The following is a 24,793-nucleotide window of genomic DNA, read 5'->3' as shown; positions in this document are numbered from 1 at the left end:
AAGGATTTTTTGATGAAAAACATTTCGGTATTGGGATCGACCGGTTCTGTCGGCACTCAGACTTTATCAGTCATCAGGCAGCATCGTGATCTCTTTGCAATAAAAGCTTTGGCAGCCAATAAAAATGATAAGCTGTTGGAGGAACAGATAGAAGAATTTGCACCCGATATAGCAGTTTTATGTGATAAAAATGCTGCTGAAAAATTAAAATCGAGATATTCGGGCAAAACCATGATATTTTCCGGTGAAGATGGATTAATTGCCGCTGCCGCTTACGAGAATAGCGATACGGTCGTTACCTCTTTGATGGGATTTGCGGGGTTGAAACCGACTTTGGCGGCGATAGAAGCCGGTAAGAATATAGCCTTGGCAAATAAAGAGACATTGGTGGTTGCCGGTGAACTGGTAATGCCGATGGCAAAACAAAAAAAAGTTCATATATTGCCGGTTGACAGTGAACACTGCGCTATCTTTCAATGTTTGCAGGGCAATGAAAAAAAAGATGTTAATAAACTTCTGCTTACAGCTTCCGGCGGACCTTTCCGCGGTAAAAAAACGGAGGAATTGAAGTATGTTACGGCTAGGGAATGTCTTGCCCACCCGACATGGTCAATGGGGAAAAAAATTACGATTGACAGTGCTACTTTACTCAATAAAGGATTGGAAATAATAGAAGCCCACTGGCTTTATGATATACCTTATGATAAAATTCAAGTAGTGGTGCATCCGCAAAGTATAGTTCATTCCATGGTAGAATATGTCGATGGGACAGTGATGGCCCAATTGGGAACTGCGGATATGCGGCTGCCTATTCAATATGCACTTACCTATCCTGGAAGAACAAAGCTTGCAGCTGAAAAACTTGATTTTTGGAATTTGTCCCGGCTTGATTTTGAAAAGCCTGATACAGAAACTTTTCGTGGAATAGATTTGGCATATGAAGCTGGCAGAACAGGCGGGACTATGCCTTGTGCGATGAATGCCGCCAATGAAATAGCCGTTGAGGCTTTTTTAGCAGGACAGATAAAATTTCTGGATATCTATTCTATAGTCGAGACTTCTATGCAGGCACATAAAACTGTTTATGATATAACCGCAGAAGTGCTTTTTTCTACAGATGCGGCAGTGCGTAGGTTTGCCTGTGATTTATTGTCAAAAATGGGATAGATATACGATTTTATCAATATATTTTACTTTAGCAGGTTTAAAATGATATACTATATGCTGTATAGAGAAAATAGGCGGCAGCCTGTTCGAATCAGTAAATTAAAACTGCCATCTTTGCAGGGATGTTATTTTGCTAAATAATGGAGGATTAGTATGGGCTTTAGTATAACTATGCTCGTTGCCGTGGTTGTTGTATTCGGCATATTGGTTTTGGTGCACGAATTGGGACATTTCGTTACGGCAAAGCTTACAGGAATGCGCGTAGATGAATTTGCTATAGGTTTCGGGCCCAAATTGGTCAGCTTTAAATATGGGGAAACTTTGTATTCTATAAGGGGAATACCGCTTGGCGGTTTCAATAAAATCGCAGGAATGGAACAAGATGATAAGGATGCCGGCGAACGTGCATACTGGGCAAAACCTGTCTGGCAGAGAATGATCGTTATTATTGCCGGTGCGCTGATGAATATTGTTCTGGCTTATGTTTTGATAGCGGCTGTACTTTTTACATCGGGCATACAGACGCCTGTGAAGGAAGCTCAGCTTGGTAATGTAGTGGCACAGCGTCCGGCGGCACAAGCCGGTCTTGAAAAGGGAGATATTATAACTTCGATAGATGGTGAGAAAATAAACACGTGGAACGAATTTGCTCTCAAAGTAAAATCTGCTGATGGCAAGGTTTTGCATATTGAGTATTTGCGTAATGGCGATACTCGAACGGCAAATATTATACCGGAGTATGATAAGAGCGCAAAACAAGCCATGGTGGGAGTTGTCGCTGCCACAGAAAACACGGCTGTGAGTCTGCCACAGTCATTGCTTTTGGCTGCCAGACAGGTATGGTTTATTATTTATACGATGGTTGCTTCTCTTGCAGGTATGATTATGGGTACCGTTCATGCTGATTTGGCAGGTCCAATTGGAGTTGCAGCTATTATCGGAGAGGCTGCACAGGTAGGGATACAGTCAGTGTTGAATATAATGATCCTGCTTAGTATTAATTTGGGAATAATCAATCTGCTGCCGATACCGGCGCTTGACGGAGGGCATTTTTTTACATTGCTGATAGAAGCAGTGAGAGGAAAACCTCTTAGCCCTGAACTGATGCGCAGGTCTCAGTTTATAGGTATGGCACTGCTTCTGATGCTGATGTTTTTTGCCACCGCCCAGGATTTTTCCCGCTGGTTCGGTTGATCTGACAGCAAAAAATTTTGGGAGATTATTTAAAAAATGATAGAAAGAAAGTATACCAGACAAATTCATATAGGAAAGATAAAGATTGGCGGAGGGGCAGCTGTCTCCGTTCAATCTATGACTAATACGAAGACTGATGACACAGCGGCCACTGTTGGACAGATAAAAGCGCTGGCGAGGGCAGGCTGCGATATTGTCCGCATGGCTGTACCCGATATGGAATCTGCACAAAATATAGGTAATATAAAAAATCTAACGGCCATGCCCCTTGTTGCTGATATACATTTTGACTATCGACTGGCGCTGACCGCAATAGAACAGGGAATCGATGCTCTGCGTATAAATCCGGGCAATATAGGCGACAGAGAACGGGTTCAGAAGGTTGTCAGCGCTGCTAAGAAAAAAAATATACCTATACGCATAGGCGTCAATGCAGGTTCGCTTGACAAGAAGATTCTGCTGAAATATGGACATGTTACTGCGCAGGCAATGGTAGACAGTGCTATGGAACATGTGCATATTTTGGAAGATATGGATTTTCACGATATAAAAATATCCCTCAAGTCACACGATGTTCCCTTGACAATAGAAGCATATAGGTTAATGAGTCAGACGGCTGACTATCCGCTGCATCTGGGGATAACCGAGGCTGGTACGGCAAATACAGGTGTTATCAAGTCTGCTGTGGGGATAGGAATATTGTTGTCTGAAGGAATTGGTGATACTTTCCGCATATCGCTGACAGGAGATCCTGTGAACGAGGTAAAAGCCGCTAACGAGATATTGAAGACACTCGGTCTGAGAGAATATGGACCTACACTTGTTTCATGTCCCACCTGCGGACGCTGCAATATAAATCTGGCAGGTATTGCCGATCAGGTTGAAAGAAAGCTGGCAGATATTTCTGTACCTATAAAGGTTGCTGTAATGGGATGTGTAGTAAATGGTCCGGGTGAAGCAAGAGATGCTGATATTGGTATTGCTGGCGGTAAGGGAGAAGGATTGCTGTTCCGTAAGGGAAAAATAATAAGGAAAGTTTCGGAAAATGATTTGGTTTCACAGTTATTTAAAGAAATAGATAAAATATCGCAGCTGTAAAGGCATTTATTTTCAAGCGGGGTTTATATATAATAATTGCTATTAAATAACGGATAAGAGGAGTTTTGTAATTGCGCGCGTCTAAGCTTTATGCACCTACATTGAGAGAAGTACCGGCAGAAGCTGAAATTCCCAGTCATCAACTGATGCTTCGGGCTGGTTTTATAAGGAAGGCCGCGGGAGGAGTATATACATATCTGCCGCTGGCGTGGAGAACATTGCGTAAAATAGAAAAGATTGTACGTGAGGAAATGGATGGGGCCGATGGACAGGAAATCGCTATGCCTATCATGCAGCCGTCGGAACTTTGGCGTGAATCAGGCCGTTGGGATGTTTTCGGTGAGGAAATGTTCAAACTCAATGACAGGCACGGCAGGGAATTTTGTCTTGGGCCGACACATGAGGAAATAATAACAGATTTAGTGCGCAACGAGGTTCGGTCATATAAGCAGCTGCCGCTGCTTCTTTATCAGATCCAAAATAAATATCGTGATGAAATCCGGCCTCGTTTTGGTCTGATGCGTGGCCGTGAATTTATTATGAAAGACTTATACTCTTTTGATAAGGATGAAGAAGGATTGGATGTATCATATAAAAAAATGTATGATGCATATACTAAAATTTTTTCTAGATGCGGTCTTGTTTTTCGCCCGGTAGAGGCGGACAGTGGTGCTATCGGCGGCAGTAATACCCATGAATTTACGGCTCTGGCTAAAAACGGTGAATCCGAGATTGCTGTCTGCACAAAATGTGATTATGCCGCCAATATAGAAAAGGCTGAAGCTGTTGTTTTATATCCCCAAGATGAAAATGAGCTGCCTTTGCAAAAAACAGCTACACCAAATGCCAAAACTATTGAAGCTGTTATTGAGTATTTGAATATGCCCATTGAAAAAAGTATTAAGGCTGTGGCCTTTCAGGATGAAAAAGACCGGCTGATCTGCGTTTTTGTCAGAGGAGACCATGAAGTAAACGAAATCAAATTGCAAAACGCTGTAGAGGCAGTAAATCTTAGAATGGCAGATGAAAATGCGATTTTGGCTGCTGGAGGAATCCCGGGATTCATGAGTCCTATAGGTTTGAAAAAGGGAACGATGGTCGTTGTTGATGAAACCGTTATGGAAATGAAAAATGCCTGCTGTGGTGCAAATGAGATTGATATGCATTATGTAAATGCCAATCCGAAACGTGATTTTGGTGAGGTGATGGTAAAAGATGTCCGCCTTATTCAAAAAAATGATGCCTGCCCGCATTGCGGCGCTTCGGTGGATATAACACGCGGTATAGAAATAGGGCAGGTATTTAAACTGGGAATAAAGTATTCAAGTGCATTGAGGGCAACTTTTCTGGATGAAAATGGCAAGGAAAAACCATTGGTAATGGGATGTTATGGTATCGGTGTAAGCCGCACAATGGCAGCGGCCATAGAGCAGTATCATGACGAAAATGGTATAATTTGGCCAAGAGCTATCGCACCGTATGAAGTTGTTCTTGTTCCTGTAAATGCCAAAAATGAAGCACAGATGAAACTGGCAGAAGAAATTTATACTGAACTGAAAAAAGAAGGGATAGATGTGCTTCTGGATGACAGAAAAGAACGTCCCGGTGTGAAATTCAAGGATGCTGATCTTATTGGCTATCCTTTGCGTGTGACGATAGGTCCGAAGGCTGTTGAAGAAGATAAGATAGAAATAAAAGTGCGTAAAAACGGTAAGACAATTTATGATACAAAAGATGGTTATGTAAAAAATATAAAGTCTTTACTGGAAGAGCTTTGACCTATAGTTAAAAGAGTCAAAGGTAATTTCCTGATGAGTGATAATAAATATGAAGATAAAAAAACAAGCAGCAGACTGTTTTTGAAACAGTCTGCTGCTTGTTTTTATTTGCATTTTCTCCACAGTGTGACTCTGCTTATATTCAGCATATGGCATACTTGGTCCGCGGAATATTTTTTAAGCAGCTGATAGATTATATCTTTCTCTATTGTTTTTAAATTGCCGCCGGCGTTGATATTCAATATACAGTCTTCACTTGTTTCATTAAGATCATCGTCTAAAATATTTTTTACCTGCGGCAGGGATATGTTTTTATTATAACTAAAGGCCATGACTTCTGCCGCATTTTTTAGTTCACGCACATTCCCATACCATGGATAATTTTGCAGATAATCAGTTATTTTTACCGGTAAGGATATTGATGTATCGTTCCGATCAGGTATATAGTGATCAAGATAAAAATAAAACAGCGGCATTATGTCTTCCCTGCGCTCACGCAGCGGGGGCAGAGTAATTCTCAGAACATTTATGCGGTAATATAAATCCTGACGAAAAAGACCATCTCTGATAAGGTTTTTGAGATTTTTATTGGTGGCACAGATAAGCCGTATATCAATAGGTAATATTTTATCATCGCCTATACGCATAATTTCCCGTTCTTGCAGAACGCGCAGAAGGCGGCTTTGCATATCAAGCGGCAGATCGCCTATCTCATCAAGAAAGATTGTCCCAGTATGTGCCATTTCAAACAGGCCCTTTTTGCCGGAGCGCCGGGCACCGGTGAAAGCTCCGTCTACATAGCCGAATAGTTCTGATTCTATAAGTGTTGGGGGTAGTGAAGCACAGTTTACCGACACAAAAGGTTTATCACGGCGAGAGCTGGCATTGTGGATGCTTTGAGCCAGTCCTTCTTTTCCCGTTCCTGTTTCTCCGTAAATCAGCACTGTAGAATTTGATTCGGCAAACTTATTGGCAGTCATTAGAATAATCTTCATCTTTTCGGAGGAATAAATTATATCGTCAAAATTTTTTTTAGCATATAAACCTTTCTGATGGAGTGCTGATCTAATTTTTCTGGCTGAATTTTCAATATTACTGACTTTCTGAAAAATTAATATATCATTTTGATAATCCTTAGTTACATTAAGCTGAATGATATCCAATAACACTTTTTCTGAATTTATCTCCATTATTTTGCCTTTATATCCATGAAGCAGTTCAGAAAAATTTTTCTGCCGGTCTGATAAAGAAAATATAGAACCATTTTTTATGATGGATTGGCCTTCTTTATTAGAAAAAATGATATGGTGATTCTGATCATATACTATTATGCCTTCGTCGATATTGTCAATGATAGACTGCATTGTTTTCAAGCGCAGCTGTTTTACTTGTTCATAGTTGGCAAGGGCCAGTGCCTCTTCAATTGCCTTAGTAATAGAAATATCACCTGATTTGATGTAAGCGCGGTTTTGTATATTTAATGCGGCGGCAGTCCGTATAGCTTTTATATCACCGGCAATGCCGTCTATGCCGGTACTATAGAGTTCTTTTACTTCTCTGATGATATCATCATCATCAACGCAGGGGCATAATCTGACTGAAGTCTGTCCAAAATCGAATTTGATACGGGCATTTTCTATTATATTGTTTGCAGAGACGATGGCTATGTCTTTACTGCCTTGAGCAGCTAATTTTTGGACAGCAGTACTTATATCTATAAATGCAGTGTGTATGTCGACTACCATTTTATCTGTGCTTGTGCGTATGTCACGGGCAGTACCACCACGGCTTATCACTATTGAGGCTTGCCGATATGATATGGCTGCCTGTACGGCATCTTGATTGGACGCTGTGATTACGGGAATGGATATGCCCATGTATTCTAATATATTTTGGGCTTTGTCGGCTATTTCCTGATGAGGTGCGATAAATAAGATTGAATTCATAAAATAATCCTTTGCTGTATTAAAAATGCACGCTTTTATGAACAGCGTGCATTAATTAAAAAACATTGATCAATGAAACTCAAGATAAAAAGAACTACACAGCTGTTTTTTTACAGGTTGGAAAAACAATCAAATTTCTATTTTCCGGGAATGATAAAGATCAAGCTTCTTTTGCTGCTTCAAAAGGATCTCTTCTGCTGAAGCCAGTTGTATTTGAGTCTGATTGTAAGACGTACCTCCGTAAGAATCGCGATTTTTCACGCAGGTTTCCGGCTTTATTGCTTCTTTTATATCAGGCTCGAATAAGTCAGAGAGTTTTTTAAATTCTTCCATAGTCATATCCTCCAGCCATTTGTGCTGTTCAATGCAATAATGGACAGCTTTGCCTGAAACGGCATGAGCCTGTCTGAACGGCAGACCTTTTTTGACCAGATAGTCGGCAAGATCGGTGGCATTGGAAAAATCTTCCCGGACAGCTTTCAGCATTATTTCCCTGTTTACCTTCATTCCGCGAATGAGCTGGGCATAAACTGCGAGACTGAATTTTATGGTATCTATGGTGTCGAAAAGTCCTTCCTTATCCTCCTGCAAATCTTTATTATAAGCAAGAGGAAGTCCTTTCACGGTGGTGAGCATAGCCATAAGGTGCCCTATCACGCGTCCCGTTTTACCGCGGACAAGTTCCGAAACATCCGGATTTTTTTTCTGCGGCATCATGCTTGAACCGGTACAGTGGGCATCATCTAGTTCTATAAAGGCGAATTCGCGGGAGCACCATAAAATTATTTCTTCGCTTATACGGCTCAGATGAATCATTAGGATTGATGCGGATGAAAGAAATTCCATTATATAATCCCGATCACTGACAGCGTCGAGACTGTTTGCATAAACTGATGAGAAGTTGAGCTGATCAGCTACCAGTTGTCTGTCGATTGGGAAGGTGGTGCCTGCGAGAGCACCGGCACCGAGCGGCATTATATCACAGCGGTCATATACTCCTTCAAAACGTGAAAAATCACGGCAAAGCATTGAAAAATAAGCGAGCATATGATGTGAAAATAAAATGGGCTGAGCCCGCTGTAAATGAGTATAACCAGGCATGATAACATCGCTGTATTTACGTGCAGTTTCTGCGAAAGCTTTTTGCAGTTCAAGGATAAGCCGGGATACAGCAGCTGTTTCTCTGCGGACATAGATATGTGTATCAAGCGCGACCTGATCGTTCCGGCTGCGGGCAGTATGCAGCCGGCCGCCAGCTTCGCCGATTTTATCGGTAAGTCTTTTTTCAATATTCATATGGATATCTTCGAGATCAACGGAAAAATCAAAAGTCCCCGTTTCTATATCGGTCAATATAGCTTTTAGGCCGTCTGTAATTTTTAGGCAGTCATCATCAGAAATTATACCGCATTTTGCCAGCATGCGGGCATGAGCGATGCTGCCCGCGATATCTTCGTGATACATACGTTTGTCAAACTGGATGGAAGCCTGAAACTCATTTATCATTTCGTCTGTCGATTTAGAAAATCTGCCACCCCATAATTGTTCACCCATATGATTATTTACCTGCTTTTTCCTGCATCATTGCACGTACCTTGAGAGGCAGACCAAAAAGGTTGATAAAGCCCGTAGCATCGGTCTGGTCATATACATCATCTGCTTCAAAAGTAACAAAGTCATGGCTGTATAAAGAATAAGGAGATTTTGCGCCGGCAGACATAATATTACCCTTATAAAGTTTTAAGTTAACAGTACCTGTGACGGTTTGCTGTGTACTGTCAACAAAAGCTGCCAATGCTTCGCGCAGCTGACTGAACCACATTCCGTCATAAACCAGCTCACCGTAACGTATGGCAACTGTTTCTTTATAATGGAAAGTCTGACGGTCCAGACACAGATATTCAAGTTCTCTATGGGCGTAATACAGAAGTGCTCCGCCCGGATTTTCATAAACGCCGCGTGATTTCATACCGACAAGACGGTTTTCAACTATATCGGTTATGCCAATACCGTTTTTTGCGCCTATTTCATTTAATTTTTCCAATAAAGCCACAGCTGTCATTTTTTCACCGTTTACAGCTACAGGGGTACCTTTTTCAAAATCAATGGATATGTATTCAGGTTTATCTGATGCATCTTCGGGAGCCTTGGAAACAAGATACATGCTGTTTTTAGGTGCATTCCAAGGATCTTCAAGATCAGAACCTTCATGACTCAGATGCCAGATATTTCTGTCCATGCTGTATGTTTTATTTTCTGAGGCGACAGGAATGCCATGTTTGTTGGCATAAGCTATTTCTTCCTCACGGGATTTGAGTGTCCATTCACGCCATGGCGCGATTATTTTGATATTGGGGGCCAATGCTTTAACAGTCAATTCAAAGCGGACCTGATCATTACCCTTGCCGGTGGCGCCGTGGGCAATTGCGTCGGCATTTTCTTTTTGAGCTATTTCTACAAGGCGTTTTGCAATTAAAGGACGTGCAAATGACGTACCGAGAAGATATTTTCCTTCATATACTGCGCCTGCCTGTAATGTAGGCCATACATAATTTTCCAGAAAATCCTGTGTAAGGTGTTCAATATAAACTTTTGACGCTCCTGATTTCAATGCCTTGTCATGAACAACGTTCAATTCATCACCCTGACCGATATCGGCGCATACGGCTATAACTTCACAGCCGCCGTAATTTTCCTTGAGCCAGGGAATGATAACAGATGTATCGAGACCGCCTGAATATGCAAGTACAACTTTTTTTATTTGTTCCATTGATAAACACTCCTCAATTTATTTTATTATCAGTGATGATGGTGATCGCCCATCAAAAGAGCCATGATCGCTTTTTGCGTATGAAGACGATTTTCTGCCTCATCAAAAATTTCATCAGCATGGGCTTCTAGGACATCATCTGTTATTTCCTCACCGCGATGTGCCGGAAGACAATGCAGAACCATAGCGCGCTTGTCTGCAAGTTTTAGGATATCTGCATTTATCTGATATTCTCGGAATATTTTCATTCGTTTATCATGCTCAGATTCCTGTCCCATACTGGCCCATACATCTGTATATAAAATATCGGCATTTTTGGCAGCCTCAGTTACATCATTTGTAACAGTGATCGTCGCACCTGTTTCAGCTGCGTCAGCTTTGGCATTTACCAGTATATCAGTATTGGGTTCATAGCCTTTCGGTGTCGCGGCAACGAAATCGATGCCGGTTTTGGCGCAGGCGAACATCAGTGAATGTGACATATTATTGCCATCACCGATATAAGCCATCTTTAAACCCTTCAGATTCTGTCCTTTATGTTCTCTGATGGTCAGCAGATCAGTAAGTGCCTGACAGGGGTGAAGCAGATCGGTCAGAGCATTTATAACAGGGATGTCGGCATAATGGGCAAATTCTTCAACCTTTTCATGTTCAAAGGTACGGATCATTATTCCATCAAGATAGCGGGACAGAACCCGGGCTGTATCTTTTATCGGTTCTCCGCGGCCAATCTGCAGATCACGATTTGAAAGGAAAAGAGCCTGTCCGCCGAGCTGGTACATGCCTGTTTCAAAAGAAACACGTGTTCGTGTTGATGATTTTTCAAAAATCATTCCGAGTGTTTTACCTTCCAGCAGATGGTGTTCAATACCGGCCCTCTGCATAGCCTTAAGTTCTTGTGCAAAGGTCAGGATTTCTTCTACCTCTTCAACTGTCAGATCATGTATTGATAATAAATCTTTACATGAAAGCATAAAAAAACCTCCTTGATAATGTATTGCTATATTTTAATTAAAAATATTTGCTTTGGAAAATATATATCATGATTTTATAATGCGCTGATAAAAATATGCGTTTTCATACGCAGGTCGTTTTTATCAGGCAGGTAACAATTAACAATTTCCGGGATATGCAATTGATGCAGGGAAAAAGTATGAACCATATTCCATGGACAGCCGAACCAAATCAATATTTTGCGAAAACTTCGTCAAGAACAGGGATCAACTCATCAACATGGCGATTGGTTATTATCAAAGGAGGGACAAAACGCAGTACATTGCCCGCAGTGCAGTTAATTATCATACCCTCTTTGAGGCAGTCATCCACTATATCTCTGCCCGGCTTGGTTATTTCCATGCCTATCATTAAACCTCGTCCGCGCACTTCTTTGATAAGAGCCGGATATTTGCTCTGCAGCATCTTCAGCTGATCTGTCAAATATGCGCCTACTTTTTTTACATTTTCCATAAGTCCGTCATGGGAAATGGCATCCAAAACAACATTTGCTGCCGCACAGGCAAGCGGATTGCCGCCAAAGGTCGTACCGTGGTCACCGGCATGAAAAGCTGCCGCAATTTTATTGCTTGTCATAAAAGCTCCTATGGGGACACCACCTGCCAATCCTTTAGCCAGAGTTACAATGTCTGCCTTGACCCCAAATTGCTGATAGGCAAAAAAGGTGCCGGTGCGTCCCATCCCACATTGTATTTCATCGAATATCAATAAGGCATTGTATTTATCGCAAAGCGCACGTACTTTTTGCAGATAATCTTCGTCGGGAACATGCACACCGCCTTCGCCCTGAATTGCTTCCAGTATGACTGCACATGTTTTTTCATCCATCTTTTCTTCCAGTTGTTTTATATCATTGTAGTCCACATGAGTAAAGCCTTCAGGCAGAGGTCCGAAGCCTTCATGGTATTTGGGCTGTCCTGTGGCAGTGAGCGTGGCGAGTGTGCGTCCGTGAAAACTATGATTTGCGGCTATTATGAGTGATTTGTCAGGGTCGGATATGTGAGCATATTTCCGGGCCAGCTTTATTGCACCTTCGTTTGCTTCTGCACCGGAATTGCCGAAGAACACTCTGTCCATGCCGCTTATTTCACTCAGCTTAGCAGCAGCTGTTGCCTGAGCTTCTGTATAATAAAGATTGGAACAGTGGATCATTTTTGCGGCCTGCTGACTTATTGCCTGCACAAGAGCAGGATGATTATGGCCCAAAACATTTACAGCTATCCCGCCCAAATAATCGAGATATTTTTCTCCGCGTATATCATATACGTAAGGTCCTTCGCCGTGGTCAAGAATTATTTTGTAACGTGCAAAAACAGGAAGATAATGTGCGGCATCTTCACTGTATATTTCTTCAGCCTTCATTTATATAACCTCCTAATATTAAGACCGATACTCAGCGTATTACCTGTGTGCCGATTCCCTGTGAAGTAAAAAGTTCCAAGATAAGAGAATGCGCTTGGCGTCCGTCAATAATACTGGTTTTGCCGGTGCCTTTTTCAAGGGCACAGAGGCACGCTTCCACTTTTGGAATCATGCCGCCGCTGATTTCGCCTTTGGCAATCATATCTTTTACTTGTTTTTGGGTCAATGTAGAAAGAAAAGTGTTTTTATCATTATAATCATGATAGATACCTTCAATATCTGTTAAAAGAAGCAGTTTTTCAGCATGCATTGCCCCTGCAATTTCTGCCGCTACATAATCAGCATTGATATTATAGCTGGAATCATCGCTGCCTGTTCCGATCGGTGCTATTACAGGAACATAGTTTTGATCAAGAAGATCGTTTAAAAGCTCTGTATTAATCGTTTCTACTTCACCTACGAAGCCTATATCAATTTTTTCTGAGCTGCCGTCCATGTTATGTATGACAGCCATTTTTTTCTTTGCTATAATAAGCTTTGCATCTTTGCCGCTGAGCCCGACGGCATTTACGCTGAGTTTATTCAGGCGGCTGACGATTTCTGAATTTATTTTACCGACAAGTACCATTTCAGCAATTTGAACAGTTTCCTTGTCTGTAACACGCAATCCGCTGACAAACCGAGATTCTTTGCCAAATTTTTTCAGAAAACCTGTTATATCAGGGCCGCCTCCGTGAACTATTATAGGGCGGATCCCCACATATTTCATCAGCACAATATCATGCATTACTTTGTTTTTCAGATCATCATTGACCATAGCGTTGCCGCCATATTTTATAACAATGGTTTTTCCGTAAAAATTCTGTATATACGGTAAGGCATCCACCAGAATAGATGCCTTCATTTCGGCAGAAAATTCCACAACAGCCAACTCCTCAGGTATGATATTCACCATTTATCTTAACATATTCATAGGAAAGATCGCAGGTCCATACAGTGGCATCGGCAGAACCGAGGCTGAGGTCTATATCGATGATAATGTCATGTTCTGCCATGATTTTCTGCAGGGCTTTTTTATCAAAAGAAGCTCCTGTACCGTTTTCATAAACTGTTATATTACCGAATTTTACCACGGTTTTTTCCGGTATCATATTAGCGCCGGCATAACCTGCAGCGCAAAGAACACGTCCCCAATTTGGATCCTGACCGAAGAAGGCTGTTTTTACCAAAGGAGAGTTTGCTATGGACATGCCAATTTTTTTTGCGTCTGCAAAATTTTCAGCATTATGAATATTAATTGTCAGAAACTTAGTGGCGCCTTCTCCATCAGCGGCGATTTTTTGAGCCATTTCACAGCAAAGTTCGGATAATGCATCATAAAAGATCTTAAAATCTGCATCATTTTTAACAATTTTCTTGTTTCCGGCCTGTCCGTTGGCAAAAATCACTGCCATGTCATTTGTGCTCATATCCCCGTCTACCGAGATCATATTAAATGATTTTTCTACTATCTCAGAAAGAGCGAGCTGGAGGCGAACCTGATCTATATTGGCATCGGTGGTAATAAAGCACAGCATTGTTGCCATATTGGGCTGGATCATGCCGGCACCCTTGGCAATAGCACCGATGCGGACTTCCTTACCGTCTATGATCATGCTGGTAGTCAACGACTTTATATAAGTATCGGTAGTTATAATGGCACTTGCTGCAGCTTCACTTCCGTCAGCCTTGAGTACAGCAGCAGCAGTTTTTATGCCTGTTTGGATTTTATCCATGGGCAGCGTGACGCCTATTACACCGGTAGATGCGACTACAACGTCATCCGGTTCTATGCCAAGCTGAGATGCTGTTAATTCTGCAGTTTTTTTTGCATCATCCATTCCCTGCTGACCCGTGCAGGCATTAGCACAACCGGAATTGGCAATAATTGCCCGTGCACTGCCGGAGCTGACTACTTTTTTAGAAACATAAACAGGTGCGGCGGCAACCTTATTCTGGGTAAATGTGCCGGCTACAGCTGCGTCGTTATCGCTTACGATAAGAGCCAGATCAGGGTTGCCGCTTTTTTTTATACCTGCTTTTATTCCAGCGGCTTTAAATCCCTTCGCATATGTTATACCTGCCTTGTCTTCTTTTAACATTAAAAAACCTCCTAAATATGTAGTTTATATCAATTAAGGGTATATCGGTGTCATCAGCAATCCAGTATTTTCTTCAAAACCACAGGCAATGTTGAAATTTTGCACGGCTTGTCCTGCTGCACCTTTGACCAGATTATCAATAGCTGACAGCACGATTACGCGGCCGGTCCTTTCATCAATATGCCAGCCTATATCACAAAAATTGGAGCCGCGAACATTTTTTGTGGCAGGGTATGTACCTCGGCCAAGAAGACGAATAAAAAACTCTGAACCGTACGCTTTAATAAAAGCATCGTCGATTTTTTCATAAGCTGTACTGGCAGTTAAATTTGCATAACAGGTGCTTAAAATACCGCGTGACATTGGGAGCAGGTGCGGCGTAAAATTGAGAATGATATGTTCTCCCGCCAGAGAAGAAAGTTCCTGTTCTATTTCCGGTGTGTGTCTGTGTGAAGAGACCGCATATGCTTTAAAACTATCATATAGCTCAGGAAAATGATTCGCAAGTTTTGCTGAACGCCCTGCCCCGGACACACCTGATTTGGCATCGATAATAATTGTGGACGGGTCTATCAAACCTTCCCTTACCAACGGTGCAAGAGCCAATATACTGGCTGTAGTATAACAACCGGCATTGCCTATTATTTTTGCTGTTTTGATTTCTTGTCTGTGCAGCTCGGCAAGCCCGTAAACACGGGCAGCATTTTTGTGTGTATGTTTTACTCTGTACCATTCCTCATAAACAGCTGTGTCCGTGAAACGATAATCGGCACCCAAATCTATGATACGCGTATTTTGATTTTCAATTGTTTTACCGACTTGCATGGCATGACCATGCGGCAGACAGATAAAAAGGAAATCACTTTCGGCGGCGATTTGTTGGATATTATCCATGCTTATAAGAACCTGATCATAGATACCGCGCAGATGCTCATATATGTCAGATATTTTTTTACCTGCGCTGCTCTCTGATGTCAGATATGCTATATCAGCTTCTGGATGATTGTGAAGTATGCGCAGCAATTCAACTCCTGCATAACCGGTAGCGCCTATTATACTGACCTTCATACGATAAATCATCTCCTTATTTGCTAATTACCTTATAATTATACATCTTTTATGCATAAAAGTGCAACATGGTTATTGATAAATCTTTTAAAAACTTCTATAAAAAGGGCCGTTGCATAAATTATCATCTATGCAACGGCCTTTTTATATGACAACACTCATAGGAGAGTCCATATATGACAATCTTTCGTCTATTACAGACAATTTTAAGCTGATGTACAGCTATCAAAATATGATGAATTTTAAATTTTAGTGTGAAAAATTTTTACCCAAGCTACCTGCCTGTTATTTTTTAGTTTTAGAATCGTCTTTATGCTGCTCTTTTATAGAATCAGATAATCCTTTATAGAAAAGTTCATTAAAGGATTTATATGAATTTATATTGTTGTCACCTTGACCGCCGCCTATGACTCTGTAAGAGTACAGATATGAGCCCGTCTTAGAAGAGTAAAGATCGTAAAACAGCACGACACGGCTGTCGTTGGCAATAGTAACTACAAGATATGCATCGGCATATTTGGCCGCATTTTCTTTGAACAGCTTTTTCGCCGTATTTCTATCACTAGTTTGTAAATCAATACCGGATTCGTTTTTCATATTTTCAGCAATTACTGAATAGGGTATTATGGTAATATTCTTCAAATCTCTGGAATCAAAGCCGGTCTGGGCAATTAATGCTGTCACAGCGTCCGGAGCAGGTCCAGTTTTTGTCTGAATGTAATTCGGTGCAGCAACAGCAATGGAATGAATAGAAGATAAATCAAAGGATTCATCCATTAATGAGGCCTTGGTTGCAGGCATAGCAAATACTGCAGAGAGTGAAACAAAGAGAGACAGCACTGTTAAAGTCAACATTCTTATTGTATACTTCAAAAAAATACCTCCTAGTATAGTTTTTATTGAGTTCATTTGCTATAATTAAGTATAACTATTAAATTATATGGCGTCAATTAATTATGAAGAGAATAGGCAAATTGAAATGAAAGAAAAAAAGATTGACAATACGAGAAAAATTATATATAATGATACACGTTCTAGTGGCGACATAGCCAAGTGGTAAGGCAGAGGTCTGCAAAACCTTTATTCCCCAGTTCAAGTCTGGGTGTCGCCTCCATACAGTATATATAAGAGAGAAGAGCAGTCTTCTCTCTTTTGTATTATCTTTACGGATTTTCATTTTTCTTTATTAATAATATATAAACTTTATATTTGAACAGTATGCATTTTTTAATAAAAAACAGTGATATTTATTAATATATTTAACATATATGAATGTGTTGACAAAATATATTTAATGATTTATACTTATTCCATACTTAAGCAATGGCGCTATGGTCTGTATTCGACCGCGGCGTTTTTTTTTATACTTTTATAGAAAAGGAGGATAAAAAATGATACATTTATCAGGCGTTAATAAGTATTTTGGCAATAATCATGTTCTTAAAGATATAAATCTGCACGTGAAACCGGCAGAAAAAGTAGTAGTTATCGGCCCAAGCGGGTCAGGAAAAAGTACAATGATACGCTGTATCAATCAACTGGAAAAACCCGATAGTGGAGAAGTAACAGTTGACGGCATTAATCTTATGAAATCGAAAGCCCAGTTAAAAAAAATACGGCAGGAAGCGGCAATGGTTTTCCAGCAGTTTAACCTGTATCCGCATAAAACTGTCTTGGAAAATTTAACCATAGCACCTATTCTGGTTCAGGGAAAAAATAGAGATGAGGCTGAACAGTCCGGGCTGGATTTTCTCACCAGAGTGGGTTTGAAAGATAAAGCAAGTGCTTATCCTTCACAGCTTTCCGGTGGGCAGCAACAACGTGTGGCCATTGCACGGGCCCTTAATATGCATCCTAAAATAATGCTTTTTGATGAACCGACATCAGCACTTGATCCTGAAATGATAAAAGAGGTTCTTGATGTTATGGTCGGTTTGGCACACAGTGGTATTACTATGGTGTGCGTAACACATGAAATGGGATTTGCACGTGAAGTGGCTGATCATGTAATTTTTATGGCCGACGGACAGATCCTCGAAACGGGAACGCCGTCAGCTTTTTTTGATAATCCTCAGAATGAAAGAGCTCAGCAGTTTCTCAGCAAAATTTTGTAGGGTCATTATTTTGAGTTTGTTGTTTCGATTATCGAGTAGATTTGGCTAAGAAACTTATCTTAAAAATATGAAGGATAATAATTTTAATTTGGGAGGGTAATAGTTATGTTTTTATCAAAGAAAAAATTAATGGTTTTAGCTCTGACTGCAATTACAGGATTGTCTTTACTGGCCACGGGCTGTGGAAGTGAAGACTCGGCCTCCTCTTCATCAGCTTCTTCGTCAGCAGCATCGGGCGATATTATGAAAACAATTAAAGACAGAGGCTATATTAAAGTAGGCAGCAAAGTAGATGTTCCTTTGTTCGGGTATAAAAATCCCGATAGTGGTGAATTGGAAGGTTTTGAAATTGATTTGGCAAAAGCTATTGCCAAAAAAATATTCAATGATCCTTCAAAAATTGAATTTACGCCTGTTGTAGCAAAGACACGCGGGCCATTACTGGATAGCGGTGAATTGGATACTGTTATTGCTACCTATACAATAAATGATGAACGCAAAAAGCAATATGATTTTAGTATGCCATATTATACCGATCCTGTGGGACTATTGGTAAAACAGTCAGATAATATCAGCTCTATTAAAGATCTCAACGGTAAAACTATTGCTGTTCCTCAGGGAGCAACGACAAAAAAAGCAGTAGAAGATGCGGCGAAGGCTGCCGGTATAGAGGTCAAATTTGCTGAATTTCCAACCTATCCGGAATGTAAGGCTGCTTTGATGTCTGGACGTGCTTCGGCTTATGCTATGGATACGTCAAATCTCGCCGGTTATATTGATGATCAAACAAAAATTCTTCCGGATAAATTTGCACCGCAGGAATACGGCGCGGCAACTAAAAAAGGAAATGAAGCATTAGCTAAAATTATTAATGATACAGTAAAAGAAATGAAAGATTCCGGCGAATTGGATCAACTTCTTGTGAAATGGAAACTTAATAAATAATGGATGTCAACAATCCTTTTGCACTATATAAGTGGCAGGCATTATTCGATGCACGGGAGCTTTTTATTGACGGACTTACTACAACTCTGGAAGTGACAGTGGGGGCACTTGTCCTGTCAATATTATTGGGGATAGTTTTTGGTATCGCCGGCGTTTTTCCCAATAGGGTTATTCGGGCACTGAATCGTGTATATGTCGAATTTTTTCAGAACACGCCACTGGTCATACAAGTTATCTTTATTTATAATGCTTTACCGCATATTCACATAGTGATGCCGGTTTTGCTGATCGGAATCATTGGCGTTGGCGTTTATACGGGAGCATATATGGCGGAAGCTGTACGCGGCGGCATCATGTCTGTTTCCAAAGGGCAGCTTGAAGCAGCTATGTCACAGGGATTCAATTACTGGCAGGCTATGTGGTATATAATCCTGCCGCAGACAAAGAAGGTAATGCTGCCGGCTATGGCCAATCAGGCAATCAATCTTGTAAAGAATACATCGGTGCTGGCTATGATAGCAGGTGGTGATCTGATGTATCAGGCAGACTCATGGTCGGGAAGCAATATGTACTATGGACCTGCATATTTTACAGCAGGAGTATCATACTGGATTATATGTTTTCTTCTGAGCAAATACATCAATAAGCTGGAAAAGAAAGCTGAGGTGTGATGAATGGCAGAGTTATTTGAAGCGAATAATTTTTTATTTTTAATGGGTGGGTTTAAAGTCACCTTGGAAATTGGCTTCTTTTCCATAATATTCAGTGTTTTGCTCGGCACGATGATCGGTATAGCCAGATACTTGAAAATACCCGTATTAGCACATATAGCGGGTATTTATGTGGATGTCGTACGAAACATACCTTGTCTTTTGTGTGTGTTGATTGCGCGGTTCATGACACCGCTGCCGCCGACCATGTCAGGCATACTGGCTATGTCTGTATTCACAGGGGCCATCATGGCGGAAATCGTGCGCGGCGGTATAAATTCCGTGTCGAAGGGGCAGTTTGAGGCGGCTCTTTCTCAAGGGTTCAGCAGATGGCAAATAGTATATCATATCATTTTGCCGCAGGCATATCGTAATGTAATCCCTCCTATGGTTTCTCAGTTTACCACGGTGATAAAAGATTCTTCTTTTGTGTGGGCAGTGGGAACGGAAGAGCTTACAGGACGAAGCATGATTTTGATAGGCCGGTATAGCGATACCAGCCACTTGTTTGCGATCATGGGCTGCGTTGCATTAATATACTTTATCTTGAATTACAGTTTATCTTTGCTTGCCAGATGGGAGCATAAGCGTTTAGCTGCAAAAAGTTATTGATTTTCTGCAAAACATATCTGATATAAAAAAGATTTTCCTTCTCCTAAAAAGAGATAGAAAATCTTTTTTTGCTGATATCAGATAATAACATTCTACATATTAGATAGTTAGACAGTATTTTTCGATTTCATCTATTATGTCCTGAGGCGGCAGAATTTTTCCCTTCTTTTTATCTTCATCAGGTTCTATAAATTTATAATGAGTGTCATATTTTTTCAAACGGAGAATATTTTCCTGCATTATAGGATTTTTATACATGACAGGATTCATGCATGGTGCTATAAAAATAGGGGACTCACAGGCCAGCAGCATGGTCGTGAGTGTATCATCCGCGATAGCACAGGAAAGTTTGCTTATAATATTGCCTGTTGCCGGAGCAATTATGGCAATATCGGCCAGCTTGGATAGTGGTATATGAGATGAACTCATCTCGGTCAATTTTTCCCACATATCAGTTTCTACTTTATTGCCGGAAGCTCTTTGAAAACTTACGGGTGATAAAAACTTTAAGGCACTTGCTGTCATTACTACATGAACATCCGCACCTGCCTGCTTCAATCTTGTCACTGTCTCTACACTTTGCCATACGGCGTTGCCCCCACTTACAGCAAAAAGTATATGTTTCCCTGTAAGTGAGCTTTCCTGTTTTAGCATGAAAATCCCCCTCAAAATTTACATATTAATATCTCTTAAAATATTAATATTAATTATAGCGCTTTTATAATTTAAAGACAAAGACAACGCATGTCAGGTAAAGCTTGTATCAGCCTTATATTATTGCTGTGTTTTATAGGACATCAATAATTAGATTCAGGATTTTTGCATAATTTCGGTATTATTTAATCTTTGTTAATGAAAATTCTCAATAAAAAAATAACAAGATTCGGATTTTATTATCCAAATCTTGTTATAAAAGCAAGGAGAGTATTATTATCTTAAATTACTGCTCATATTTATGAACGGATCTCTTTCTAAATCATTATCAATCTTATAAGCTTTAACCACATTACCGTCAACTTTTGTATATGCTGTATTATTATCAACCCAGCTTTCATAAATATGACCATTAATTTCTTTCTTGCTGTAGGAAGTAGGATTATTGTCAACTGTCCTGTAAATACCCTTTTCGCTGCTGCTCATATTGGTTATCGCAAACGGTGCATCAACGGGGTTAGCATGAGTTACTCCTGTAAAAGCAACTCCAAGAAGAATAGCTGATAAAGCAAATATGTTTTTTTTCATTATAAACAACCCTTTCTAGTACTCATTAATTATTTTTTATTATCAGGTAACTTTTTATCTATGACATTATAATACTATCTTACGATATAAAAGTAAAGTAGTTATTTTTATATTATTATATATAAAATAGATACTATTAAAGATTTAACAAGGGATGTTTTTTTTTAAATGTTTTAGATTATTTATTAATATAGATGTGATATGTAATTTATATGATTTTTGATGACAAGGATAAAACAATATAAATTGATATTTACCGCAAAAATGAGAATAATATTATGTCAATAATATCCTAGCGGTCAAATTAAATAAATATGTAAATATCTCTTAAATTTTTTTGCAAATTGACGATAGTATTTATAGGGTTTCAATGAATGTTATACATAGTGAAAGAAGGTAAGGGATGTCTATTATTAGCAATGTATCAAATAGTTTGCTATCAACATTGTTTTCAGACAGTGCATCGTCATCTGAAACCACCAACAAAAATTCTGCGGCGGCTGGTGGGACCGATACGAAGACTTCATCAAATGATACATCTTCAGCAACACAAGAGCTGGATGAATATGTTTCCTCATTACAAATGCAGAATGCTTCTTTGGCAAATTATTTATCGGATAATGACACTACCAGCTCGGATCTTTATAGTGTCCTGACTTATGGACAAGATGCCAAGATCCAAAATATAATTCAGAAAATATCTTCTGAACAGACTTCTTCTGATACAAGTTCATCTTCCGTGCCTGCTTCCGGTGTATCAAACGCCGAAAAATCAGCCGAATCATCATCTTCCGATGATAGCACATCGTCAGACGGTAAAGAATGACTGTCTGACCAAAAAACACTGTACTAAAATCATTGATTTTAGTACAGTGTCTTTTTGGTATAATTTGATAAGTTTTTTTATTTTTCTAAGTTTATTTCTTTTAAATATCTTTGCAGTGCATCATGCCAATCAGGTAATCTGCGAAATCCGGCATCGTCCAGAGATTTTTTACTCAATCTTGAATTCAGAGGTCGTCTGGCCTTGGTTGGATATTCTGCTGACAACTGACCGATAACGGCTGTATTAACGGCTGCTTGCCTAAATATTTCTTCGGCAAAGTCTTTCCATGAACAGATACCCTCATTAGTGGCATGATAGGTTCCGTATTTATTGCTTAATACCATATTGCATAATAAGACGGCTAAATCAGCGGTATAAGTTGGTGAGCCGATCTGGTCATTTACTACTCTGAGTGTGCTGTGATTTTGAGCCAAATTCAGCATTGTACGTATAAAATTATGTCCTTTTATGCCAAAAACCCAAGACACACGTACTATAAAATGATTTTTCAGCGTATTGCGCACAGCTGATTCACCATCCAATTTTGATTGCCCATAAACATTCACAGCAATTTTTTTATCGTTTACCTCTTGAAAATGATCACCTGTACCGGTAAAAACGTAGTCAGTGCTTATATACAGCATTTTTGCATTAATTGTTTTGCAGATTTCAGCTATCGTGCGTGTTGCCGTGACATTTATCTGACGGCAAAGCTCCGGTTCGTCTTCAGCTTTGTCCACAGCAGTATACGCAGCGCAGTGAATGACCGCATCAGGTTTAATTTTTTCTATGAAGCTTACAATAGCTGCTTGATTTCTTAAATCAAAATCATCTCTTACCGCTCCATAATATTCAATATTTTTTTCTTTGAGCTGCCGGCAGACATCAAAACCCAGCTGTCCGGTACAGCCTGTAACCAATACTTTCATTTTTTCACCTCAAAATATTATACATATAATTAAATTCGCCGTTTTTATTTCTTATCCTTTGCATTGAAAACGAAAAAAACCTGTAGGCATAGAATTGCCAGGCAGGTTTTTGTGATGTTTATAAACCGTCTATTGTAGGCGGCAGTTTATATATTGCACTGAAGTATATGTTTATAACCCCAAATCATTTTATTGCCATTTTATGTTCTGCAAATTTTTTGCTGTCGCAGGCAACTTCCTGCATTTTACTGTAATCTATCTCTTTTTCCCATTCAGCTACTACAAATGTAGCAATTCCGTTGCCAATAAGGTTTGTCAGAGCACGTCCCTGGGTCATAAAACGATCAACTCCGAAGATAAGCGCTAAGGCGCCAACAGGTATGGAAGGCATACTGGTCAAGGTTGCGGCAAGAACTATAAAACCACTTCCTGTGACACCCGACGCGCCTTTTGAAGTCAGCAGTAAAACCGCTATAATAGTTGCTTCCTGCATGAATGTTAAATCAGTATTCGTTGCCTGAGCTAAAAATATTGCTGCAATAGTAAGATAGATCGATGTTCCGTCAAGATTGAAAGAATAACCTGTCGGAATAACAAGTCCGACAATGGATTTTGAACAGCCAAGCTTTTCTAATTTTTCCATCATGCGCGGTAAGGCGCTTTCCGAAGAGGCAGTGCCGAATACTATAAGCAGTTCATCTTTAAAATAACACAAGTATCGCCAAAAATTTATTCCTGCCCATCTGGCTATCGGACAGATTACAAATAACAAAAATAAGAAACAGGCAAGATAGAAAGTCCCTAAAAGCTTGAGCAGGCTGCCCAGCGATTCTATACCATATGCGCCAATCGTAAAAGCCATAGCGCCAAAAGTTCCGATCGGTGCGAGTTTCATAATAATGTCTACAATCTTAAAAAAGGTATGGGAAACATCGCTGATTATTTGCAAAAGAGGTTTTCCCTTTTCCCCCATTTTAGATAATGCCCAGCCGAAAATTACAGAAAAAAGCAATATCTGTAAAATTTCGCCTTTAGCGAAAGCATCAACTACTGTATTCGGGATTATATTCATAAAAAACTGCCCGACAGAATGAGCTTGAGCTGCCTGTGCATACATTGATACAGAAGAAGCATCAAGTGTAGACGGATCAATATTCATCCCTTTGCCTGGTTTTAAAATTTCAACTAATAAGATACCAAAAAAGAGAGAAAATGTTGTGACCGTTTCGAAGTATAGAAGAGCCTTTCCGCCTACTCTGCCTACTTTTTTCATATCCCCCATGCCTGCAATGCCACAAACAATGGTACAGAATATAATCGGTCCAATAATCATTTTTATTAATTTTATAAATGCATCGCCAAGCGGTTTCATATCCGTACCAAGCGTTGGATATAAATACCCGAATAAAATACCTAATATGATTGAAATCAATACCTGAAAATGAAGAGATTTGAAAAAACTTCTGCTCAAAATGATCATCCACCCTTCTCCAATATAAAAACTCAGAATCCTATTATTGGATTCATTTATCTGATTCCTTTTTATCATGATTGCTATTACATTTTGTTATTATACTCCAAAATAGTGAAAAATACCATACTATTGTTTTACTTACTGCTGCCTTTAAATATGTTCCAAAATTAAAAAAATATGTGGCAGCTGAACAGAGCGGCAAAATATAAAAAAACTTGGTTAAAAAGAAGAAAAATGCAGGAACAGCAGTCTTATTTCCGCATTTTTTAAACATCAGTAAATAAAAAAAGCATCGAATCAAATTAACTTTTAAATATTTGCGTAAAATTTTATGGAAAAGAATAGATAAAGAAAAAAATTTTATCAAATTATTAGTATTACAGAGAAGAATAGGTTTTAGACA

22 protein-coding genes and 1 tRNA gene are annotated in these 24,793 nt (G+C 39.8%); 10 read left to right on the top strand and 13 right to left on the bottom strand.

Features of this window, described 5'->3' with window-relative positions; genetic code table 11:
* Window positions 1–12: 12 nt before the first annotated feature.
* The 4 genes from NXG61_RS12960 (at window position 13) to NXG61_RS12945 (ending at window position 5,237) form a co-directional block, all read left to right on the top strand.
* Complete coding sequence (locus NXG61_RS12960; RefSeq protein WP_307222571.1) at window positions 13–1,167, top strand: 1-deoxy-D-xylulose-5-phosphate reductoisomerase; 1,155 nt, start codon at window positions 13–15, stop codon at window positions 1,165–1,167.
* Window positions 1,168–1,320: 153 nt separating this feature from the next.
* Window positions 1,321–2,361: an RIP metalloprotease RseP gene (gene rseP, locus NXG61_RS12955; protein WP_307222573.1), complete on the top strand. Its 1,041-nt coding sequence runs from the start codon at window positions 1,321–1,323 to the stop codon at window positions 2,359–2,361.
* Between the two features lie 36 nt (window positions 2,362–2,397).
* Window positions 2,398–3,459 (top strand): flavodoxin-dependent (E)-4-hydroxy-3-methylbut-2-enyl-diphosphate synthase, encoded by a 1,062-nt coding sequence (gene ispG, locus NXG61_RS12950; protein WP_307222575.1) that lies wholly within the window; start codon window positions 2,398–2,400, stop codon window positions 3,457–3,459.
* Between the two features lie 71 nt (window positions 3,460–3,530).
* Window positions 3,531–5,237, top strand: coding sequence for a proline--tRNA ligase (locus NXG61_RS12945; protein WP_307222577.1), 1,707 nt, complete (start codon window positions 3,531–3,533; stop codon window positions 5,235–5,237).
* A gap of 104 nt (window positions 5,238–5,341) precedes the next feature.
* On the opposite strand, the gene NXG61_RS12940 is transcribed toward NXG61_RS12945, so the two are convergent.
* The 9 genes from NXG61_RS12940 to NXG61_RS12900 form a co-directional block, all read right to left on the bottom strand.
* A complete protein-coding gene (locus NXG61_RS12940) occupies window positions 5,342–7,183 on the bottom strand; it encodes a sigma 54-interacting transcriptional regulator (protein ID WP_307222579.1) in 1,842 nt (613 codons plus the stop codon).
* A 129-nt stretch (window positions 7,184–7,312) separates the two neighbouring features.
* The gene (gene argH, locus NXG61_RS12935) at window positions 7,313–8,737 is read right to left on the bottom strand and encodes an argininosuccinate lyase (protein WP_307222581.1); all 1,425 of its coding nucleotides are present in this window, start codon (window positions 8,735–8,737) and stop codon (window positions 7,313–7,315) included.
* Between the two features lie 4 nt (window positions 8,738–8,741).
* Entirely contained in the window at window positions 8,742–9,953 is a 1,212-nt protein-coding gene (locus NXG61_RS12930) for an argininosuccinate synthase (protein ID WP_307222583.1), read from the bottom strand.
* A 29-nt stretch (window positions 9,954–9,982) separates the two neighbouring features.
* A complete protein-coding gene (gene argF / locus NXG61_RS12925; RefSeq protein ID WP_307222585.1) occupies window positions 9,983–10,927 on the bottom strand; it encodes an ornithine carbamoyltransferase in 945 nt (314 codons plus the stop codon).
* A gap of 211 nt (window positions 10,928–11,138) precedes the next feature.
* A complete protein-coding gene (locus NXG61_RS12920) occupies window positions 11,139–12,329 on the bottom strand; it encodes an acetylornithine transaminase (protein WP_307222586.1) in 1,191 nt (396 codons plus the stop codon).
* Between the two features lie 31 nt (window positions 12,330–12,360).
* Window positions 12,361–13,233, bottom strand: a complete 873-nt coding sequence (gene argB / locus NXG61_RS12915) for an acetylglutamate kinase (RefSeq protein ID WP_370871616.1) — start codon at window positions 13,231–13,233, stop codon at window positions 12,361–12,363.
* A 31-nt stretch (window positions 13,234–13,264) separates the two neighbouring features.
* Window positions 13,265–14,470 carry a bifunctional glutamate N-acetyltransferase/amino-acid acetyltransferase ArgJ gene (gene argJ / locus NXG61_RS12910; RefSeq protein ID WP_307222590.1) on the bottom strand — a complete coding sequence of 402 codons (1,206 nt, stop codon included), beginning with the start codon at window positions 14,468–14,470 and terminating at the stop codon, window positions 13,265–13,267.
* Between the two features lie 33 nt (window positions 14,471–14,503).
* Complete coding sequence (gene argC, locus NXG61_RS12905) at window positions 14,504–15,538, bottom strand: N-acetyl-gamma-glutamyl-phosphate reductase (protein WP_307222591.1); 1,035 nt, start codon at window positions 15,536–15,538, stop codon at window positions 14,504–14,506.
* A gap of 285 nt (window positions 15,539–15,823) precedes the next feature.
* Window positions 15,824–16,411: a hypothetical protein gene (locus tag NXG61_RS12900; protein ID WP_307222592.1), complete on the bottom strand. Its 588-nt coding sequence runs from the start codon at window positions 16,409–16,411 to the stop codon at window positions 15,824–15,826.
* A 166-nt stretch (window positions 16,412–16,577) separates the two neighbouring features.
* Between NXG61_RS12900 and NXG61_RS12895 the strand changes: the two genes are divergently transcribed.
* The 5 genes from NXG61_RS12895 (at window position 16,578) to NXG61_RS12875 (ending at window position 19,919) form a co-directional block, all read left to right on the top strand.
* Window positions 16,578–16,652: transfer RNA gene (locus tag NXG61_RS12895), tRNA-Cys, on the top strand.
* A gap of 277 nt (window positions 16,653–16,929) precedes the next feature.
* A complete protein-coding gene (locus tag NXG61_RS12890) occupies window positions 16,930–17,652 on the top strand; it encodes an amino acid ABC transporter ATP-binding protein (RefSeq protein ID WP_307222593.1) in 723 nt (240 codons plus the stop codon).
* Between the two features lie 105 nt (window positions 17,653–17,757).
* Window positions 17,758–18,597 carry a transporter substrate-binding domain-containing protein gene (locus NXG61_RS12885; protein WP_231038650.1) on the top strand — a complete coding sequence of 280 codons (840 nt, stop codon included), beginning with the start codon at window positions 17,758–17,760 and terminating at the stop codon, window positions 18,595–18,597.
* Complete coding sequence (locus NXG61_RS12880; RefSeq protein WP_196605323.1) at window positions 18,597–19,268, top strand: amino acid ABC transporter permease; 672 nt, start codon at window positions 18,597–18,599, stop codon at window positions 19,266–19,268. The genes NXG61_RS12885 and NXG61_RS12880 overlap by 1 nt, the downstream gene beginning before the upstream one ends.
* 3 nt (window positions 19,269–19,271) lie before the next feature.
* On the top strand, window positions 19,272–19,919 hold the full coding sequence (locus NXG61_RS12875) for an amino acid ABC transporter permease (protein ID WP_196605322.1): 648 nt from the start codon (window positions 19,272–19,274) through the stop codon (window positions 19,917–19,919).
* A 99-nt stretch (window positions 19,920–20,018) separates the two neighbouring features.
* Here the strand turns inward: NXG61_RS12875 and NXG61_RS12870 are convergent, their stop codons facing one another.
* Window positions 20,019–20,573: a flavoprotein gene (locus NXG61_RS12870; protein ID WP_196605321.1), complete on the bottom strand. Its 555-nt coding sequence runs from the start codon at window positions 20,571–20,573 to the stop codon at window positions 20,019–20,021.
* Window positions 20,574–20,849: 276 nt separating this feature from the next.
* Window positions 20,850–21,161: a hypothetical protein gene (locus NXG61_RS12865; RefSeq protein ID WP_196605320.1), complete on the bottom strand. Its 312-nt coding sequence runs from the start codon at window positions 21,159–21,161 to the stop codon at window positions 20,850–20,852.
* A gap of 403 nt (window positions 21,162–21,564) precedes the next feature.
* On the opposite strand from NXG61_RS12865, the gene NXG61_RS12860 reads away from it, so the two are divergent.
* On the top strand, window positions 21,565–21,987 hold the full coding sequence (locus NXG61_RS12860; RefSeq protein WP_196605319.1) for a hypothetical protein: 423 nt from the start codon (window positions 21,565–21,567) through the stop codon (window positions 21,985–21,987).
* Between the two features lie 77 nt (window positions 21,988–22,064).
* Here NXG61_RS12860 and rfbD read toward each other — a convergent pair whose 3' ends face one another.
* Window positions 22,065–22,916 carry a dTDP-4-dehydrorhamnose reductase gene (gene rfbD / locus NXG61_RS12855; protein WP_196605318.1) on the bottom strand — a complete coding sequence of 284 codons (852 nt, stop codon included), beginning with the start codon at window positions 22,914–22,916 and terminating at the stop codon, window positions 22,065–22,067.
* A gap of 184 nt (window positions 22,917–23,100) precedes the next feature.
* Entirely contained in the window at window positions 23,101–24,396 is a 1,296-nt protein-coding gene (locus NXG61_RS12850) for a dicarboxylate/amino acid:cation symporter (protein WP_307222597.1), read from the bottom strand.
* Window positions 24,397–24,793: the final 397 nt, after the last annotated feature.

This window comes from Pectinatus haikarae (assembly GCF_050916305.1).
Taxonomy (GTDB): domain Bacteria; phylum Bacillota; class Negativicutes; order Selenomonadales; family Selenomonadaceae; genus Pectinatus; species Pectinatus haikarae.
Note: the sequence above shows the minus strand (reverse complement) of the source record. Positions and strands in the feature narration are given on the sequence as shown.

Bases quoted from the DNA above. Each gene is read 5' to 3' on its own strand.
- NXG61_RS12960 (WP_307222571.1), top strand. From the start codon at position 13: ATGAAAAACATTTCGGTATTGGGATCGACCGGTTCTGTCGGCACTCAG.
- rseP (WP_307222573.1), top strand. From the start codon at position 1,321: ATGGGCTTTAGTATAACTATGCTCGTTGCCGTGGTTGTTGTATTCGGC.
- ispG (WP_307222575.1), top strand. From the start codon at position 2,398: ATGATAGAAAGAAAGTATACCAGACAAATTCATATAGGAAAGATAAAG.
- NXG61_RS12940 (WP_307222579.1), bottom strand. From the start codon at position 7,183: ATGAATTCAATCTTATTTATCGCACCTCATCAGGAAATAGCCGACAAA.
- argH (WP_307222581.1), bottom strand. From the start codon at position 8,737: ATGGGTGAACAATTATGGGGTGGCAGATTTTCTAAATCGACAGACGAA.
- NXG61_RS12930 (WP_307222583.1), bottom strand. From the start codon at position 9,953: ATGGAACAAATAAAAAAAGTTGTACTTGCATATTCAGGCGGTCTCGAT.
- argF (WP_307222585.1), bottom strand. From the start codon at position 10,927: ATGCTTTCATGTAAAGATTTATTATCAATACATGATCTGACAGTTGAA.
- NXG61_RS12920 (WP_307222586.1), bottom strand. From the start codon at position 12,329: ATGAAGGCTGAAGAAATATACAGTGAAGATGCCGCACATTATCTTCCT.
- argB (WP_370871616.1), bottom strand. From the start codon at position 13,233: ATGAAGGCATCTATTCTGGTGGATGCCTTACCGTATATACAGAATTTT.
- argJ (WP_307222590.1), bottom strand. From the start codon at position 14,470: ATGTTAAAAGAAGACAAGGCAGGTATAACATATGCGAAGGGATTTAAA.
- argC (WP_307222591.1), bottom strand. From the start codon at position 15,538: ATGAAGGTCAGTATAATAGGCGCTACCGGTTATGCAGGAGTTGAATTG.
- NXG61_RS12890 (WP_307222593.1), top strand. From the start codon at position 16,930: ATGATACATTTATCAGGCGTTAATAAGTATTTTGGCAATAATCATGTT.
- NXG61_RS12885 (WP_231038650.1), top strand. From the start codon at position 17,758: ATGTTTTTATCAAAGAAAAAATTAATGGTTTTAGCTCTGACTGCAATT.
- NXG61_RS12880 (WP_196605323.1), top strand. From the start codon at position 18,597: ATGGATGTCAACAATCCTTTTGCACTATATAAGTGGCAGGCATTATTC.
- NXG61_RS12875 (WP_196605322.1), top strand. From the start codon at position 19,272: ATGGCAGAGTTATTTGAAGCGAATAATTTTTTATTTTTAATGGGTGGG.
- NXG61_RS12870 (WP_196605321.1), bottom strand. From the start codon at position 20,573: ATGCTAAAACAGGAAAGCTCACTTACAGGGAAACATATACTTTTTGCT.
- NXG61_RS12865 (WP_196605320.1), bottom strand. From the start codon at position 21,161: ATGAAAAAAAACATATTTGCTTTATCAGCTATTCTTCTTGGAGTTGCT.
- NXG61_RS12860 (WP_196605319.1), top strand. From the start codon at position 21,565: ATGTCTATTATTAGCAATGTATCAAATAGTTTGCTATCAACATTGTTT.
- rfbD (WP_196605318.1), bottom strand. From the start codon at position 22,916: ATGAAAGTATTGGTTACAGGCTGTACCGGACAGCTGGGTTTTGATGTC.
- NXG61_RS12850 (WP_307222597.1), bottom strand. From the start codon at position 24,396: ATGATCATTTTGAGCAGAAGTTTTTTCAAATCTCTTCATTTTCAGGTA.